Here is a 14,953-nt window from a genome sequence, read left to right as displayed (position 1 = left end):
AAGATCGAAAACCTGACCATCACACGGCTCTTTGGACCGTACGGGCGACAGGGCGCCCCCGACAGGTCAGTCCCGCCACAGTGCCCGCCGTGGTCTCAGGTCTGCACGCCGTCCGACCCCGCGGTGCTCGGCACCCGCGTGCCCGTCGCACCGAACCGGATGCCCTTGGCCTCGGAGCCGAGGGCGCTCAGCAGGATCACCACGACCAGAGTGGGCACCACCGTCGACGCCATGGCCGTCGGATAGCCGTGGCGGCCGGCGAGGGCCTCCTGGATCGGCAGGTTGAGGGCGGCGATCAGATTGCCCAGCTGGTAGGTGACGCCCGGGTAGAAGCCGCGGATGGAGTCGGGGCTCATCTCGGTCAGATGCGCCGGGATGACGCCCCAGGCGCCCTGGACGCACACCTGCATCAGGAAGGAGGAGAGCATCAGCCAGCCGACCGTGGTGGAGAGCACGAAGAAGGGCACCACGACCAGGCCCGCGGCCGCCGCGATCATGATCGTCCGGCGTCGGCCCAGCCGCTCGGAGTAGGCGCCGAGCACCACACCGCCGAGCATGGCGCCGATGTTGTAGACCACGGCGATGGCGATCGACGTGTTCGCGGAGAGGTCCAGCCCCTTCTTCACGAAAGTGGGGTAGATGTCCTGGGTGCCGTGCGACATCCAGTTGAAGGCGGTCATCAACGCCACCAGGTACACGAAGCGCCGCAGCACGGCCGGGTTCCTGAACACCTGGTAGGCGGGGGTGCGGTTGAGCTTGACGCTCTTCTCCCACACCTCGCTCTCCTCGACCCGGCTGCGCACCCACAGCGCGACCAGGGCCGGCACCAGGCTGAAGGCGAACAGTCCGCGCCAGCCGAAGACCGGCTCGATGACGAAGAACGCCACCGCGGCGAGCAGATAGCCCAGCGAGTAGCCGCTCTGGAGCAGGCCCGACCAGAAACCGCGGCGGGCGGTCGGGATCTTCTCCATGGCCAGCGCCGCGCCCAGGCCCCACTCGCCGCCCATCCCGATGCCGTACAGCAGGCGCAGCACGAGCAGCACGGTGTAGTTCGGCGCGAAGGCGCAGGCGAACCCGATCACCGAGTAGAAGACGACGTCGACCATGAGCGGCAGGCGGCGGCCGACACGGTCCGCCCACATGCCGAAGATCAGGGCGCCGACCGGCCGCATCACCAGGGTGGCGGTGGTCAGGAACGCCATGTCGGTGAGCGAGACGTGGAAGTCGTCGGCGATCTCGCTGTAGACGAGGACGACGAGGAAGTAGTCGAAGGCGTCCATCGCCCAGCCCAGATAGGCCGCGACGAAGCCGTTCCGCTGATCCTTGGTGAGCCCCGTTGCCTGTTCTCGGACGTACTGCAGCATGCCCGCCTCCTAGATCCGCAGGCGAGGCTAGGTTCCGGATCCGGGGCGAACAACGCAGAAGCGGCAAAGCACGGGCCACGTTTGCACCAAGCCCGACAGTCGGCGAACCGGTTCAGCCCTTGACCGCGGAGCTGGCGACACCCTGGACGAACCAGCGCTGGAAGAAGGCGAAGATCACCAGCACGGGCAGCACCAGGAGGACACCGAAGGCGAGGATCTGGCCCCAGTCCGGGGGCTGCTGGCCCTGGAAGACGCTCATCTCCAGCGGCAGCGGGCGGACGGACGGATCGGAGACCATCAGCACCGGCCACAGGAACGATCCCCACTGGATGAGGAAGGTCAGGATCGCCACGGAGGCGAAGGCCGGCTTCGACATCGGGACGATGATCGCGAAGAAGGTGCGCCAGGGACCCGCGCCGTCGATCCGGGCCGCTTCCTCGATGCTGGGCGGGATCGAGCGGAAGAACGTGTGGAACTGGTAGACCGAGAAGGCATTGGCGATGAACGGCAGCGCCAGGATCGGGAGGGTGTTGCGCTGGTCGTTGAACATGTAGAAGAGCGGCACGGCCACCGACTCGAACGGGACCAGCATCAGCAGCAGGATGAGCGTGAAGACGGCTTCCCTGCCACGCCACTTCAGCCGTGACAGCCCGTACGCGGCCATCGAGTTGACGAACAGGCCCCCCGTCACCACCACGAACGCCAGCAGCAGCGAGACGCCCATGAAGCGCCAGAAGTAGCCGGTGCTGTCGGAGTTGAGGCTGTCGAGGACGGCGGAGTAGTTGTCGAAGGTCAGATGGGTCGGGAGGAAACCGGACAGGCCGCCCAGGACCTCGTCGGACGGCTTGAGGCTGCCCAGGAACAGGTAGATCACCGGCAGCACGAAGACGAACGCCAGCACGCTGAGCACGGCGTAGTCCATGAAGCGGCGCAGGGGCGTGGAGGTGGTGGTCGCGCTCATGGGATCAGTCCTCGTTTCCGGGCCGGACGACGCGGCGCTGGATGAGCGTCAGGACGACGACGATCAGGAAGAAGACGACGGTGATCGCGGACGCCTGGCCGATGTTGTTCTGGTCGAAGGCGGTGGTGACCGCCTGGTACATCACGGTGCGGGTGGCGTCCTCGTCGAGGCCGCCACCGCGGACGAGGACGTAGACCTGGTCGAAGACCCGGAAGGAGAGCACCGAGGTGAGCATGGCGACGAAGACGAGGGTGCCGCGGATGCCGGGCAGGGTGACGTGGCGGAACTGCTGCCAGCGACTGGCGCGGTCGAGCTGGGCGGCTTCGTAGAGCTCGCCCGGGATCTGCTGGAGGCCGGCGAGGAGGATGACCATCTGGAAGCCGACGCCCTGCCAGATGGACAACACGATGAGCGAGGCCATCGCGGTGGCGCCGTCACCGAGCCAGTCGAAGGCGCCCCAGTTGCCGAAACTCACCGCGTCCAGCGCGGAGTTGAGCATGCCCTGGTCGCTGCGGGCGAGGATGAGCCGCCAGATCACGGCGACCAGCGCCATCGGGAAGACCACCGGCATGAAGAACAGGGAGCGGAACAGGCCGATGGCCTTGAGCTTGCGGTTGAGGAGGATCGCCAGCCCGAGCGCCAGAGCCGTCTGCACCGGTACGACGACCACGGCGAAGGTCAGGTTGTTCAGCAGCGCCCGCAGGAACGGGCCGGACAGGTCCGGGTCGGTGAACAGCCGCCGGTACTGCTCCAGGCCGAAGAAGGACGGTGCCAGCGGAGAGTCGAGGCGGACGTTGTAGAAGGAGAGCACCACGGCGTAGCCGAACGGCACACCGACGAAGACGATGAGTCCGACGACGGCCGGGGCGGACATGAGCAGTCCGTGCAGCCAGTCGCGGTTCCTGTAGCCGGCCCGTGCCGTTGGCGCCGGCCGCGCGGGCTTCACGGATGTCACGGAGGGGGGGGCCTGCTCCGGGCCGGGCGGCGCGGCGGGCGCGGGTTCCACGGATTTCACGGGAGGGTCCTGTTCCCGGCGGGTCGGGCGCGGCAGCCGCGCCCGACCCGGCCGATGGGTGCTACGGGATCTTGTAGCCGGCGTTGTCGGAGAAGTCCCGGTCGATGGCGCGGGCGGCCTTTTCCAGGGCGCTCTTGGGGTCGGCGCCGCCGTAGACGGAGTTCAGGGCCTCGCTGAACTTCGCCGTGATGACGGGGTAGCCGGGGGTCACCGGGCGGGTGACGGCGACGCAGGACCTGGTGATGTCGCTGTCGCCGCAGGGCTTGGCGAGCTGGTCGGAGAAGAGCTGGAGCGGGCCGCCCTGCTTGTAGAGCTCGCTCTTGGCGAGCGCCGTCCTGGTGGCGGGCACCGCCCCGTTGGCCGTCGTCATGGCGGTGACGTTGGCGTCGTCCAGCAGGGTGTCCAGGAACGTGCCGGCGGCCTTGGCGTTCTTGGTGTCGGCGCCGATGCCCCAGGCCCAGGAGCCCTGTCCGGTCTTGGGGCCGTTGCCGAAGTCGGGCAGCGGGAGGACGACGAGGTCGTCACCGAGGGCCTCGCTGTAGGCGGGGTACATCCAGTGGCCGACCCAGCTCAGGGCGACGCGGCCCTTGGCGAAGGCGTTGCCGTCGGTGTTGGGGTCGACGTAGGTCTTCCAGGACTGGAAGGTCTTCATGGCCGAGACCACGGCCGGGGTGTCGAGGGCGCCTTCCGCCTTGCCGTCCTTGATGAGGGAGCCGCCTGCGGACCAGACGATCGGGGCGAAGCCGTAGGTGCCCCACTCGTTGGCGTAGCCGGCGGTCTCCTGGAGGTCGAGGGGCTTGCCGTCGGCGTCCTTGGCCTTCAGTGCCTTGAGCGCGGCGGTGAACTCCGCGGCGGTCCAGTCGTCGGACAGGCCGGTCGGGTACTTCACCCCGGCCGCGTCGAGCAGCTTCTTGTTGCCGTAGATCCCGAGCCCGGAGTCGTACATGCCGAGGCCGTAGTGCTTGCCGTCGACCTCGCCCTGCGCCTTGTTCGCGTCGGTGGCGTTGGACATGGTCTTGGCGGAGACGTACGTGTCGATCGGGGCGAGCTTGTTGTTGTAGACGAAGTTCGCCATGGTCGGGCCGTCGAACTCCATCACGTCCGGCAGCTCGGAGGCGTCGGTGGCCGTGATGGTCTTGGTGTAGTCGGTGTCGGGGATCAGCTTCAGGTCGACCTTGACCTTGTTCTGCGAGGAGTTGAAGGATTTCACCGCGTTCTGCAGCGCGCTGGTCTCGTTCTTCTGTCCCTGGTGGGCCCAGACACTGATGGTGCCCTTGCCGCTCCCGGCCTCGGCGGAGGCCTCGCTGCCGCCGCCCGAGCCGCAGGCGGCGAGTGCCACCAGGGGGACGAGGGCCAGGCCCGCACAAGCGGTGCGACGGTACTTTCTGCTGGTCGAGCTCATGGCTGTGCCTCCGTGCTGTGGCGAGGGTTCGACGTGCTGACGTGCTGTCCGGCGTGGGGGTGCGGGGTGTCGGGCTCGGAGAGCTACTGGGGTCCGCGCGGGCGGGGCGGGGCGGTGGTCTCGCGCAGGACGAGGCGGATGGGCATCCGCACCTGCTCGGCGGGGGGTTCGGCGTCGGGTTCGTCCAGCTGACGCAGCAGCAGCCGGGCGGCCTCGGCGCCCTGTTCGGCGACCGGCTGCGCGACGGTGGTCAGGCCGACCACGTCGGCGAGTTCGTGGTCGTCGAAGCCGACGACGGAAACGTCCTCCGGCGCCTTCAGCCGGTGGCGCCGCAGGGCGCGCAGGGCGCCCATCGCCATCTCGTCGGACTGCGCGAACACGGCGGTCGGCGGGCGGGAGACGGCCAGCAGGTCGGTCATGGCCCGCTCGCCGCCCTCGACGGTGTAGTCGCCGTCCGCCTCCAGGGCCGCGTCGTGCTCGATGCCGGCATCGCTGAGCACGTCCAGGTAGGCGTTGCGCCGCACGATGGGGGTGGTCCAGTGCAGCGGCCCGCTGCTTCCGCTGATCATGCCGATCCGGCGGTGGCCGAGATTGACCAGATGCCGTACGGCGCTCTCCGTGCCGGCCCGGTCGTCGATGCCGACCACCGTGAAGCCGGGCCGGGCGCCGCCGACCGTGGTGGCCAGCGGCACCCCCAGTGAGCGCAGCGCCATCGACTCCTCCTCGTCGGGAATGAGGAGCGACAGCACCGCGTCCACCCGCTTGCGGACCGGCAGCCTGGTGAAGAAACGCTTGCGTGTCTCCGGCGAACCCAGGTTGTACAGCAGCACGTCGTAGCCGGCGGCGCTGAACACCTTCTCCGCGGCGTCCAGCACGGTGCCGAAGAACCAGCGGCCCACGTAGGGGACCAGCACACCGACGGTGTAGGTGCGGCCGCTGGCCAGGCTGGAGGCGGAACGGGACGCGGTGTAGCCGAGCTGCGCGGCGAGGGCCGTGATCTGCGTTCGCACCTCCTCCGACACCCCGGGCCGGCCGCGCAGCGCGCGGGACACGGTGGACGCCGAGACTCCGGCGGCGCGGGCGACATCGGTGATGCTGGCCGTCACGGCGGGTACCTCCCGTTGATTTCACGTCGGTGTGATCTGTGGGTGACGTGACCGTAAACCCGGCCACCTTGTTGCGCAAGCGTTTGCGTTCATATTTACTTGGGCCGTTCCACAGGAGACCCTTTTGTTATCAAGCGTCAGCGCACACGTTTGGGCGCTGCGGAGCGACAGGAACTGTGCATGCGTTACGCCCCGCCCGGCCTCTGCGTGAACGACTTCGCCCTCCTGCGCGACGAGGACGGCACGTATGCGGTGCTGCACCTCCAGGGGCCCTGGACGGCGGAGTTCGACCACCTGCGGATGGAGACCTCCTTCGGCCGGGCCACTTCCGCCGACCTGGTCCACTGGCAGCCCCAGGGCACCGTCTTCGGCACCGGCCTGCCCGGCCGGTTCGACCAGCAGGCGGTGTGGACCATGCACCCCTTCCGGTACGGCGCGGGCATGGCGATGTTCTACACGGGCGTCTCAGGTCTCACGCCGGGCGGCTGGCCGGTCCAGTCGGTCGGGCTGGCGTACTCCGACCGCACCGACGGCACAGCCTGGCGTCGCCACGGCACCGGGCCGGTCGTCGAGGCGGCTCCGCGCTGGTACCGCACCGGGGAGAGCATGGGCTGGCGGGACCCGTTCGTCGTACGCGACGACGCTTCGGACGGCTGGGTCATGGTCGTCTGCGCCAGCGATGCCTCCCTCCCGGTGGAGAGCGGCGGCTGCGTCGCGCTGGCCACCTCCGACGACCTGGAGCACTGGACCGTCCACCCGCCGCTCATCTCACCCGGCGACGTGGACGAACTCGAGTGCCCGGTCCTGGAGCGTCTCGACGACGGAAGCTGGCTGTTGCTCGGCTCCATCGGCGCCACCCGGGGTTTCGAGGCATGGACCGCCCCTCGGCTCAGGGGTCCGTGGACCCGCCGTGGCCCGCTGGGCCCGACCGGTGCCTACGCCCCGCGCGTGATCGCCGCGCCCGACGGATCCCGCGTCGTCCTGCACACCACGCCCCGCCGTGTCGGTCTCAGTGACACGGGTGACCGCTGCCGCGGCATGCTCGCCCAGCCGAAGTCGCTCGTGGTGGACGGCGATTCGGCTCCCCGTCTGGAATGGTGGAACGGCCTGAACGCCTGGCTCGGCGAGGAGACCGACCGCCCCGTCCTGCACGCGGTGGGCGACATCGGTGTCACCGGGCCCGTCGAGATCACCCTGCGCACCGCCGACCCGGACAGCGACCGTCCCGCCCTCGCCGTGGGCTGCGACGGCAAGAACCTGTGGGTCACCGGCCCCGACGGGACCCGGCTCGGCGAGACCGTTCTGACGGACCCCGCGGCCACCCTGCGCATTCTCACCGTCGGGGAGTACGTCGAGGTCTACGCCGACGGCGTGTTCGCCCTGACCACCCTGTGCTACTCCGGGCACCCCGCCCGGTGGACGGCCACCACCGAAGGCCGCGCACGCACGATCCCGGTCCGTCCGGTCCGGCTGCCCGACCCACACCGCGACGACGCCTCGGCCGTCTGGCCCGGCCCGTCACCGCGCTGACCCGACCTCCCCTCCGGAAAGGCCCAGCCATGCCCGCCGTGAACGTCACCGCCGACGGTCTCCGCTTCCCCGACGGCTTCCTGTGGGGAGCCTCCACCGCGGCCCACCAGATCGAGGGCAACAACGTCAACAGCGACTGGTGGCAGACGGAACACAGCGGCAGCTCCGTCGCCGAACCCAGCCTCGACGCGGCCGACAGCTACCACCGGTGGCGCGAGGACATGGACCTGCTGGCCGAACTCGGCTTCACCGACTACCGCTTCAGCATCGAATGGGCCCGCATCGAGCCCGCCCCCAGCCACTTCTCCCGGGCCGAGATCACCCTCCCCCATAGCCTTAAGGGCACGGGGGTGCCCCCATCCGGCGCATGGTCGACGGGGCGAGCGAACGCGGCCTGCGCCCGATGGTCACCCTGCACCACTTCACCGTCCCGCGCTGGTTCGCCGAGCGCGGCGGCTGGACCGCGGACGGAGCGGTGGATCTGTTCGAGCGGTACGTGCGGGCCACCGCGCCGGTCATCGGCACCGGCGTACGGCACGTGTGCACCATCAACGAACCCAACATGGTCGCGGTCGCCGGCGCCATCCGTGAGCTGGGCGCCGAAGCACCTCCCACGGCGGGACTCGTCCTGCCCGACAAGGCCACCACCGATGCTCTGATCCAGGCACACCACCGCGCGACAGCCGCCGTCAATGCGATCTCCGCCGACATCCAGGCCGGCTGGTCCATCGCCAACCAGGTCTACCAGGCGCTGCCCGGCGCCGAAGCCGCCACCGCCGCCTACCGCCACCCGCGCGAAGACGTCTTCATCGAAGCCGCCCGCGACGACGACTGGATCGGCGTCCAGTCCTACACCCGCACCAGGATCGGCGCCGACGGCCCCGTCCCGGCGCCCGACGACGCCGAACGCACCCTCACCGGCTGGGAGTACTACCCCCCGGGCGATCGGCCACGCGCTGCGCCACACCGCCGGGATCGTCGGCGACGTCCCCTTGATCGTCACCGAGAACGGCATCGCCACCGACGACGACACCCGCCGCGTCGACTACACCACCGGAGCACTCCAGGAAGTCTCCGCCGCATTGGAGGACGGCCTCGACGTACGCGGCTACCTCCACTGGAGCGCACTCGACAACTACGAATGGGGCTCCTACAAGCCCACCTTCGGCCTCATCTCCGTCGACCCCGCCACCTTCGAACGCACCCCCAAGCCGTCCGCCGCCTGGCTCGGCGGCCTCGCCCGCACCGGCGTACTGCCCCGAGCCACCTCGTAAGGGACCCGCGCGGCCCTTTCGAAAACGGGTGCGTTTACGTCGCCTCAGATCGGCAAGGCGCCCCGGATGCTCTCTCTCGACGCCACTGCCGTAACCCACGTAAGACGCCCCTCTTCTGTCACAGGTTTCACACGTGTTCGACAGGGGGCGGGATGAGCGACACCACACGGACGGCGGCGCCCGGCCGCACGGCAGCGACGATCACGGGCTCGTCCCGTCCGCAGGCGGCGGCGCAGCGTGACGCCTTCTTCGACAACGCCAAGTACCTGGCGATCGTGCTCGTGGTGGTGGCGCACGCGTGGGAGCCGCTGCGGGGCGGGAGCCGGGCCGTCACGGCGGCCTACATGGTGGTCTACGCGTTCCACATGCCCGCGTTCATCATCGTCTCCGGCTACTTCTCGCGCGGTTTCGACTGGAGCGCGCGGCGGGTGGAGCGCCTGGTCACCGGGGTGGCCGTGCCCTATGTCATCTTCGAGACCGCGTACACGCTCTTCACCCGGTGGACCGACCAGGTGCCGGACCGCCCGATCACCCTGCTGAACCCGCTGTATCTGACCTGGTTCCTGGCGGCGCTGTTCATCTGGCGGCTGACCACCCCGCTGTGGCGGCTCGTGCGGTGGCCCGTGCCGCTCGCGCTGGCCATCGGGGTGCCGGCGACGATCTCGCCGGAGATCGGCAACGACCTCGCACTCCAGCGGGCCCTGCAGTTCCTGCCGTTCTTCGTGCTGGGGCTGTGCCTGCGGCCGGAACACTTCCGGCTGGTGCGCCACCGGACGGTGCGCGCCCTTGCGGCACCCGTGTTCGTGGTGGCGCTGGCCGTGGCGTACTGGGCGGCTCCGCGGACGAGCGGCGCCTGGTTCTTCGACCGGGACACGGCGGGGGAACTCGGGGCACCCTTCTGGTACGGGCCCGTGATGACCGTGGTCCTCTACGGCTGCTCGCTGCTCCTGGTCGTCTGCTTCCTCGCCTGGGTGCCCCGTCGGCCCCTGTGGTTCACCGTGCTGGGCGCGGGCACGCTGTACGCCTATCTGCTGCACGGCTTCCTCGCGCAGGGCGCGAAGTTCTGGGGCTGGTACGACCCCGTGTGGATCCGTCAGCCGCTGGGCGAGATCGTCGTCACCCTGGTCGCCGCCGCGGTCGGGGCCCTGCTGTGCACACCACCGGTGAGGCGCCTGTTCTGCTTCGCGGTGGAGCCGGACACCAGCTGGGCGTTCCGACGGGAGCCGGCCGCCGAGCCGCCCCGTGGCACCGGGCCCGCGCCCGGCCCGAAGGAGTTGGACGCGATGCCCGGTCCGCGCCGGTCCCACCCGCGGTAGGCAGGGACCGGCGCATCAGCCCGCCTGCGGTCGCAGGTAGCGGGCCAGGAGGTCGTCCAGGGTCACCATGCCGGTGAGGCGGCCGGAGTCGTCGCGGACGACCGCGAGCGAGGCGCGGCGCCTGCGCAGCAGGTCGATCGCGTCCGCGACCGTGGTGTCCTCGCCGACTTCGGGCACCGGGCGGGCCAGTTCACGGGCGTGGGCGGCCCGCCCCTGGGCGCGGGCGACCAGGGCGTCCCGGGCGTGGATCGAGCCGATGATCCGGTCCTCCTCGCGGACCAGCAGACGGGTGCGGTCGTGCTCGGCGGCGGCGCGCAGGACGTCGTCGGTGCTCGCGCCGCCGGTCACCGCGGTGATGTCGGCGGCCGGGACCGCCAGATCGCGCACCGGCGTCTCCGGCTCGGTCAGCGAGCGGGTCAGCAGCTCCGAGTCGGCCTCGCTGATCAGGCCGAGCCGCTGCGACTCCTCCACCAGGTGGGTGAGTTGCTCGCGGTTGTGGACCGAGGCCAGTTCGTCGCGCGGGGTGACCCGGCACAGCCGTACCAGGGCGTTGCTGATCCGGTTCAGCACTCCGATCAGCGGGCGTACGGCCTTCACGACGGCCCGGAAGGGCGGGGAGAGCAGCATCGCGGAGCGCTCTGGGTGGGCGATGGCCCAGGACTTGGGGGCCATCTCGCCGACCACCATGTGCAGGAACACGACCACGATCATCGCCACGGCGAACGCGACGCCGTAGCTGAGCGCGCCGGGCAGTCCCAACCGGTGCAGCAGCGGGTCGAGTTCGTGCGAGATGGCGGGCTTGGACACCGAGCCGAGGCCCAGCGTGCACACGGTGATGCCGAGTTGGGCGCCGGCGAGCATCAGCGACAGCTCACGCATCCCGGCCAGGGCGGCCCTCGCGCCGCGCTGTCCCTGTGCGACGGCCTTCTCCATGCGGTGCCGTTTGGCGGCGACCAGCGCGAACTCGGCGGCGACGAAGAAGCCGCTGCCGATGAGCAGCAGGACGGTGACGAAGAGTGCCATGGGGAAGCTCATGCCTGCTCCTCAGTCTTCTCGGTCGTCTTCTCGGTCGTCTTCTCGGCCGCCTGCTCGTCCGTTTCATCGGTCGCGCGTCGGAGCCGGACGCGCTCGGGTACGTGCCGGTCCAGGGTGAGGACGTCGATGACCGCGTGGCCGCCCTCGGGCAGCTCCACGGTGAGCCGGTCCCCGATGGCCGGGAAGCGTCCCAGGCGGTCCACGATCAGGCCGGCCACGGTGTCGTAGTCCTCGTCCTCGGGCAGGGCGATGCCGGTGGCCTCGGCGACCTCGTCCAGGCGGCGGCCGGCGTCGACCAGCCAGCCCGCTCCGTCCGGTACGGCGATCTCGATGACGGTGTCGGTCTCGTCGGCGATGTCTCCGACCAGTTCCTCGGCGATGTCCTCGTAGGTGACGATGCCGGCGACGCCGCCGTGCTCGTCGAGGACGACCGCGAACTCGTCGTCCCGTTCGCGCATCTGCTCGACCGCCTCCGGCAGCGGGAGGGTGTCGGGCAGCAGCAGCGGGCGGCGGGCCAGCGCGCCCGCGGTGGTGGCGGCGAGGCTCGCGGCGGGCAGGCACGTCAGCTCGCGCACCCCGAGGACGCCCGGGACGTCGTCCGGGTGGTCGCCGAGGACGGGGTAGGTGGAGTGGCCGTGCTTGGCGATCAGCTCGACGGCGTCGGCGGCGGTGGCGTCCTTGCGGACGAAGACGGCGTCGACCCGCGGGACCATCACCTCGTCCAGGGTGCGCTCGGAGAACTCCAGGGCGTGGTCGAGGAGATCGGCGGTGTCCTTGGGCAGCTCGCCCCGCTCGTGGGACTCGCCGATGAGATGGCCGAGCTCCTCCAGGGTGGCGCCGTGGTGCAGTTCCTCGACGGGCTCGATGCCGATCCGGCGCAGCAGCCGGTTGGCCGCGCTGTCGAAGATCCGCACGAGCGGTCCCACGACCTTGAGATACGCGAGCGTGGACGCGGCCAGCGACTTCGCCAGCCGTTCCGGCACGGCGATGGCGAGGTTCTTCGGGGCCAGCTCCCCCAGCACCATCTGAACTACGGTCGCCAGGACGAAGGCGAGCACGACCGAGATGCCACCGACCGCACCCTCGGGGACGCCGACGCCGGTCAGCACGGGCTCGATCAGCGCGGACACGGACGGCTCGGCGATGAAGCCGACGACCAGCCCGGTCACGGTGATGCCCAGCTGAGCGCCGGAGAGCATGAAGGACAGCCGCTCCAGCACCTTCAGGGCCCGGGCGGCCCTCTTGTCGCCCGCCTCGGCCTCACGGGCGAGGGCGAGGCGGTCGGCGGAGACGTAGGCGAACTCCTGGGCGACGAAGTAGCCGGTGCCCGCGGTGAGCACGAACACGGCCAGCAGGCCGAGTACGGCGTTCGCGGTGCTCATCGGCGGTCCGTCGGACGGGCGGACACGGGCGTGCTCCTTCGGTTGACGTGCTGCGTGTGAACGATTGTGGCGGGAGTGGCGTTTCGCGGCCTGTCCGGGCCGCCTTCCGGGACGGTCAGGCCTGAGCGGGGGCCGGTCCGACCAGTTCGGACAGGACGTCCTCCATGGTCACGAAGCCGAGGACCGAGCCCGTCTGGCCGGTGACGGCGGCCAGGTGGCTGCCGCCCGCGCGCAGGGCGGTGAGCGTGTCGTCCAGCGGGGTGTCGATGCGCACCCGGGTGACCGGGTGCAGCGCCTCGCGCGGGAACGGCCGGTCGCGGTCCGCGACGCCGAGGGTGTCCTTGATGTGCAGATACCCCAGCAGGGTGCCGTGCGGACCGGTGACCGGGAAGCGGGAGTAGCCGGCCTCGGCGGCCGTCCGCTCCAGTTCGGCCGGGGTGACGGTGTGGCCGACGGTGCGCATGGTCCTGGCGGGGACGAGGATCTCGCCCACCGGGCGGGTGCCGAGCTCCAGCGCGTCGCGCAGCCGCTCGCCGTCGGCGGGCGACAGCAGGCCGGCCTGGCTGGAGTCGACGACCATGCGGGCCAGCTGGTCGTCGGTGAAGACCGACTCCACCTCGTCCTTCGGCTCGACGCGCAGCAGCCTCAGCAGGGCGTTCGCGAAGGCGTTGATGCCGAACACGACGGGCCGCAGGGCGCGGGTGAGGGCCACCAGGGGCGGGCCGAGCAGCAGCGCGGTCGGGACCGGTGCGGCCAGGGCGATGTTCTTGGGGACCATCTCGCCGATCAGCATGTGCAGATACGTCGCCACGGTGAGCGCGATGACGAACGCGATCGGGTGCACCAGGCCGTGCGGGACGTGGGCCGCCTCGAAGGCGGGCTCCAGCAGGTGCGCGATGGCCGGCTCGGCGACGGCGCCCAGAACCAACGAGGAGACGGTGATGCCGAGTTGGGCGGTGGCCATCATCGCCGAGAGGTGCTCCAGGCCCCACAGGGTCATCCGGGCCCGGGTGTCGCCCTCCTTGGCGCGCGGTTCGATCTGGCTGCGGCGGACGGAGATCAGGGCGAACTCGCCGCCCACGAAGAACGCGTTGGTCAGCAGGGTCAGGGCGCCGATGGCGAGTTGCAGCGTGGTCATCGGGACTCCTCCCCCGCCTGGGCGGGCACCGGGGCGTGGGCCCGGTCCGGTGCGGTGATGCGGACGCGGTCGGCGCGGTGGTGCTCGACGTCGAGAACGTGCAGCCGCCAGCCGTCGTCCAGGTCCAGGGTGTCGCCCTTGGCGGGGATACGGGCGAGCCGGGTGGCGATCAGACCGGCCACGGTCTCGTACGGCCCGTCGGGCGCCGCCAGTCCTATACCGCTCAGCTGGTCGAGGCGGACGGATCCCTCGGCCTCCCAGACCGCGCGGCCGTCCGCACCCGCCTGGGCGGGCAGCAGGTCGGGCACCTCGACGGGGTCGTGCTCGTCGCGGACCTCGCCGACGACCTCCTCGACGATGTCCTCCATGGTCACCAGGCCCGCCGTACCGCCGTACTCGTCGATGACGACGGCCATGGTGCGCGCGCTCCTGAGCCGTTCCAACAGCCGGTCGGCGGGGAGGCTGTCGGGCACCAGCAGGGGCGGGCCGGCCAGGTCGGTCACCGGTGTGGTGGCGCGCTCGTGCGGCGGCAGGGCGAGGACGTCGCGGATGTGGACGGTTCCGACGACCTCGTCCAGGCTGTCGCGGTAGACCGGGAAGCGGGACAGGCCGGTGGCGTGGGTGAGGTTGGCGGCGTCGGCGGCGGTGGCGTGCGCCTCCAGGGCCTTGACGTCGACCCGTGGCGTCATGACGTTCTCGGCGGTCAGGTCGCCCAGGTGCAGGGTGCGGACGAACAGTTCGGCGGAGTCTGCCTCCAGGGCGCCCTCGGCGGCCGAGTGCCGGGCCAGCGCGACCAGTTCCTCGGGGGCGCGGGCGGAGGCCAGTTCCTCGGCGGGCTCCAGGCCGAGGCGGCGCACGAACCGGTTCGCGGTGTTGTTCAGATGCCGGATGAACGGGCCGAAGGCCGCGGTGAAACCGCGCTGCGGGCCGGCGACCACCTTGGCGACGGCCAGCGGGCGGGAGATCGCCCAGTTCTTCGGCACCAGTTCGCCCACCACCATCAGCACGATCGTGGAGAGGACCACGCCCAGCACGGTCGCCACCGACGAGGCGGCGCCGCCCAGGCCGAGGGCCCGCAGCGGGCCGCTCAGCAGGGCGGCCAGGGACGGCTCGGCGAGCATGCCGATCACCAGCGAGGTGACGGTGATGCCGAGCTGCGCGCCGGAGAGCTGCACGGTCAGCCGTCGTACGGCCTTCAGCGCGCCCTCGGCGCCGCGCTCACCCGCCTCGGCCGCGCGCTCCAGTTCGGCGCGCTCGACGGTGGTCAGGGAGAACTCGGCCGCGACGAAGACCGCGCAGGCCAGGGTCAGCAGGACGGCCAGGAGGAGCAGCAGGACCTCGGTCACCGCGCCACCCCCGATCCGCTGTCGGCCGTCGGTGGTCGGAGTGCGGCGCAGCCGGTACTGGGAGGCTCACCCATTGCGGGACTC

The 14,953-nt window shown here is 70.8% G+C and carries 11 protein-coding genes and 1 pseudogene; 3 read left to right on the top strand and 9 right to left on the bottom strand.

The window, feature by feature from the left end; all coding sequences use genetic code 11:
* Window positions 1–95 precede the first annotated feature (95 nt).
* From SLINC_RS42580 to SLINC_RS42560, 5 genes are all read right to left on the bottom strand, one after another.
* On the bottom strand, window positions 96–1,364 hold the full coding sequence (locus SLINC_RS42580) for an MFS transporter (protein WP_067443761.1): 1,269 nt from the start codon (window positions 1,362–1,364) through the stop codon (window positions 96–98).
* A gap of 112 nt (window positions 1,365–1,476) precedes the next feature.
* On the bottom strand, window positions 1,477–2,325 hold the full coding sequence (locus tag SLINC_RS42575; protein ID WP_067443760.1) for a carbohydrate ABC transporter permease: 849 nt from the start codon (window positions 2,323–2,325) through the stop codon (window positions 1,477–1,479).
* Window positions 2,326–2,329: 4 nt separating this feature from the next.
* Window positions 2,330–3,340, bottom strand: a complete 1,011-nt coding sequence (locus SLINC_RS42570) for a carbohydrate ABC transporter permease (RefSeq protein WP_067443759.1) — start codon at window positions 3,338–3,340, stop codon at window positions 2,330–2,332.
* A 61-nt stretch (window positions 3,341–3,401) separates the two neighbouring features.
* The gene (locus SLINC_RS42565) at window positions 3,402–4,742 is read right to left on the bottom strand and encodes an ABC transporter substrate-binding protein (protein ID WP_067443758.1); all 1,341 of its coding nucleotides are present in this window, start codon (window positions 4,740–4,742) and stop codon (window positions 3,402–3,404) included.
* Window positions 4,743–4,825: 83 nt separating this feature from the next.
* Window positions 4,826–5,848 (bottom strand): LacI family DNA-binding transcriptional regulator, encoded by a 1,023-nt coding sequence (locus SLINC_RS42560; RefSeq protein ID WP_067443757.1) that lies wholly within the window; start codon window positions 5,846–5,848, stop codon window positions 4,826–4,828.
* 180 nt (window positions 5,849–6,028) lie between these two features.
* Between SLINC_RS42560 and SLINC_RS42555 the strand changes: the two genes are divergently transcribed.
* The 3 genes and pseudogenes from SLINC_RS42555 (at window position 6,029) to SLINC_RS42545 (ending at window position 9,968) form a co-directional block, all read left to right on the top strand.
* A complete protein-coding gene (locus SLINC_RS42555) occupies window positions 6,029–7,378 on the top strand; it encodes a glycoside hydrolase family protein (protein ID WP_067443756.1) in 1,350 nt (449 codons plus the stop codon).
* A gap of 29 nt (window positions 7,379–7,407) precedes the next feature.
* Window positions 7,408–8,652 (top strand): annotated as a pseudogene (locus tag SLINC_RS42550) (glycoside hydrolase family 1 protein).
* Window positions 8,653–8,804: 152 nt separating this feature from the next.
* Window positions 8,805–9,968, top strand: coding sequence for an acyltransferase family protein (locus tag SLINC_RS42545; RefSeq protein WP_079164995.1), 1,164 nt, complete (start codon window positions 8,805–8,807; stop codon window positions 9,966–9,968).
* 15 nt (window positions 9,969–9,983) lie between these two features.
* Here SLINC_RS42545 and SLINC_RS42540 read toward each other — a convergent pair whose 3' ends face one another.
* The 4 genes from SLINC_RS42540 to SLINC_RS42525 all read right to left on the bottom strand — a co-directional run bounded on the left by SLINC_RS42540 (window position 9,984) and on the right by SLINC_RS42525 (window position 14,869).
* On the bottom strand, window positions 9,984–11,003 hold the full coding sequence (locus tag SLINC_RS42540; protein WP_067443755.1) for a hemolysin family protein: 1,020 nt from the start codon (window positions 11,001–11,003) through the stop codon (window positions 9,984–9,986).
* The gene (locus SLINC_RS42535; RefSeq protein ID WP_067443754.1) at window positions 11,000–12,385 is read right to left on the bottom strand and encodes a hemolysin family protein; all 1,386 of its coding nucleotides are present in this window, start codon (window positions 12,383–12,385) and stop codon (window positions 11,000–11,002) included. The genes SLINC_RS42540 and SLINC_RS42535 overlap by 4 nt, the downstream gene beginning before the upstream one ends.
* 115 nt (window positions 12,386–12,500) lie before the next feature.
* On the bottom strand, window positions 12,501–13,523 hold the full coding sequence (locus SLINC_RS42530; RefSeq protein WP_067443753.1) for a hemolysin family protein: 1,023 nt from the start codon (window positions 13,521–13,523) through the stop codon (window positions 12,501–12,503).
* Window positions 13,520–14,869, bottom strand: coding sequence for a hemolysin family protein (locus tag SLINC_RS42525; protein WP_067443752.1), 1,350 nt, complete (start codon window positions 14,867–14,869; stop codon window positions 13,520–13,522). The genes SLINC_RS42530 and SLINC_RS42525 overlap by 4 nt, the downstream gene beginning before the upstream one ends.
* Between the last annotated feature and the right edge of the window lie 84 nt (window positions 14,870–14,953).

Source organism: Streptomyces lincolnensis, assembly GCF_001685355.1.
Classification (GTDB): Bacteria; Actinomycetota; Actinomycetes; order Streptomycetales; family Streptomycetaceae; genus Streptomyces; species Streptomyces lincolnensis.
Note: the sequence above shows the minus strand (reverse complement) of the source record. Positions and strands in the feature narration are given on the sequence as shown.

Excerpts from the sequence above, each read along its gene's own strand:
- SLINC_RS42540 (WP_067443755.1), bottom strand. The coding sequence starts at position 11,003 with ATGAGCTTCCCCATGGCACTCTTCGTCACCGTCCTGCTGCTCATCGGC.
- SLINC_RS42555 (WP_067443756.1), top strand. The coding sequence starts at position 6,029 with ATGCGTTACGCCCCGCCCGGCCTCTGCGTGAACGACTTCGCCCTCCTG.
- SLINC_RS42565 (WP_067443758.1), bottom strand. The coding sequence starts at position 4,742 with ATGAGCTCGACCAGCAGAAAGTACCGTCGCACCGCTTGTGCGGGCCTG.
- SLINC_RS42545 (WP_079164995.1), top strand. The coding sequence starts at position 8,805 with ATGAGCGACACCACACGGACGGCGGCGCCCGGCCGCACGGCAGCGACG.
- SLINC_RS42530 (WP_067443753.1), bottom strand. The coding sequence starts at position 13,523 with ATGACCACGCTGCAACTCGCCATCGGCGCCCTGACCCTGCTGACCAAC.
- SLINC_RS42575 (WP_067443760.1), bottom strand. The coding sequence starts at position 2,325 with ATGAGCGCGACCACCACCTCCACGCCCCTGCGCCGCTTCATGGACTAC.
- SLINC_RS42580 (WP_067443761.1), bottom strand. The coding sequence starts at position 1,364 with ATGCTGCAGTACGTCCGAGAACAGGCAACGGGGCTCACCAAGGATCAG.
- SLINC_RS42535 (WP_067443754.1), bottom strand. The coding sequence starts at position 12,385 with ATGAGCACCGCGAACGCCGTACTCGGCCTGCTGGCCGTGTTCGTGCTC.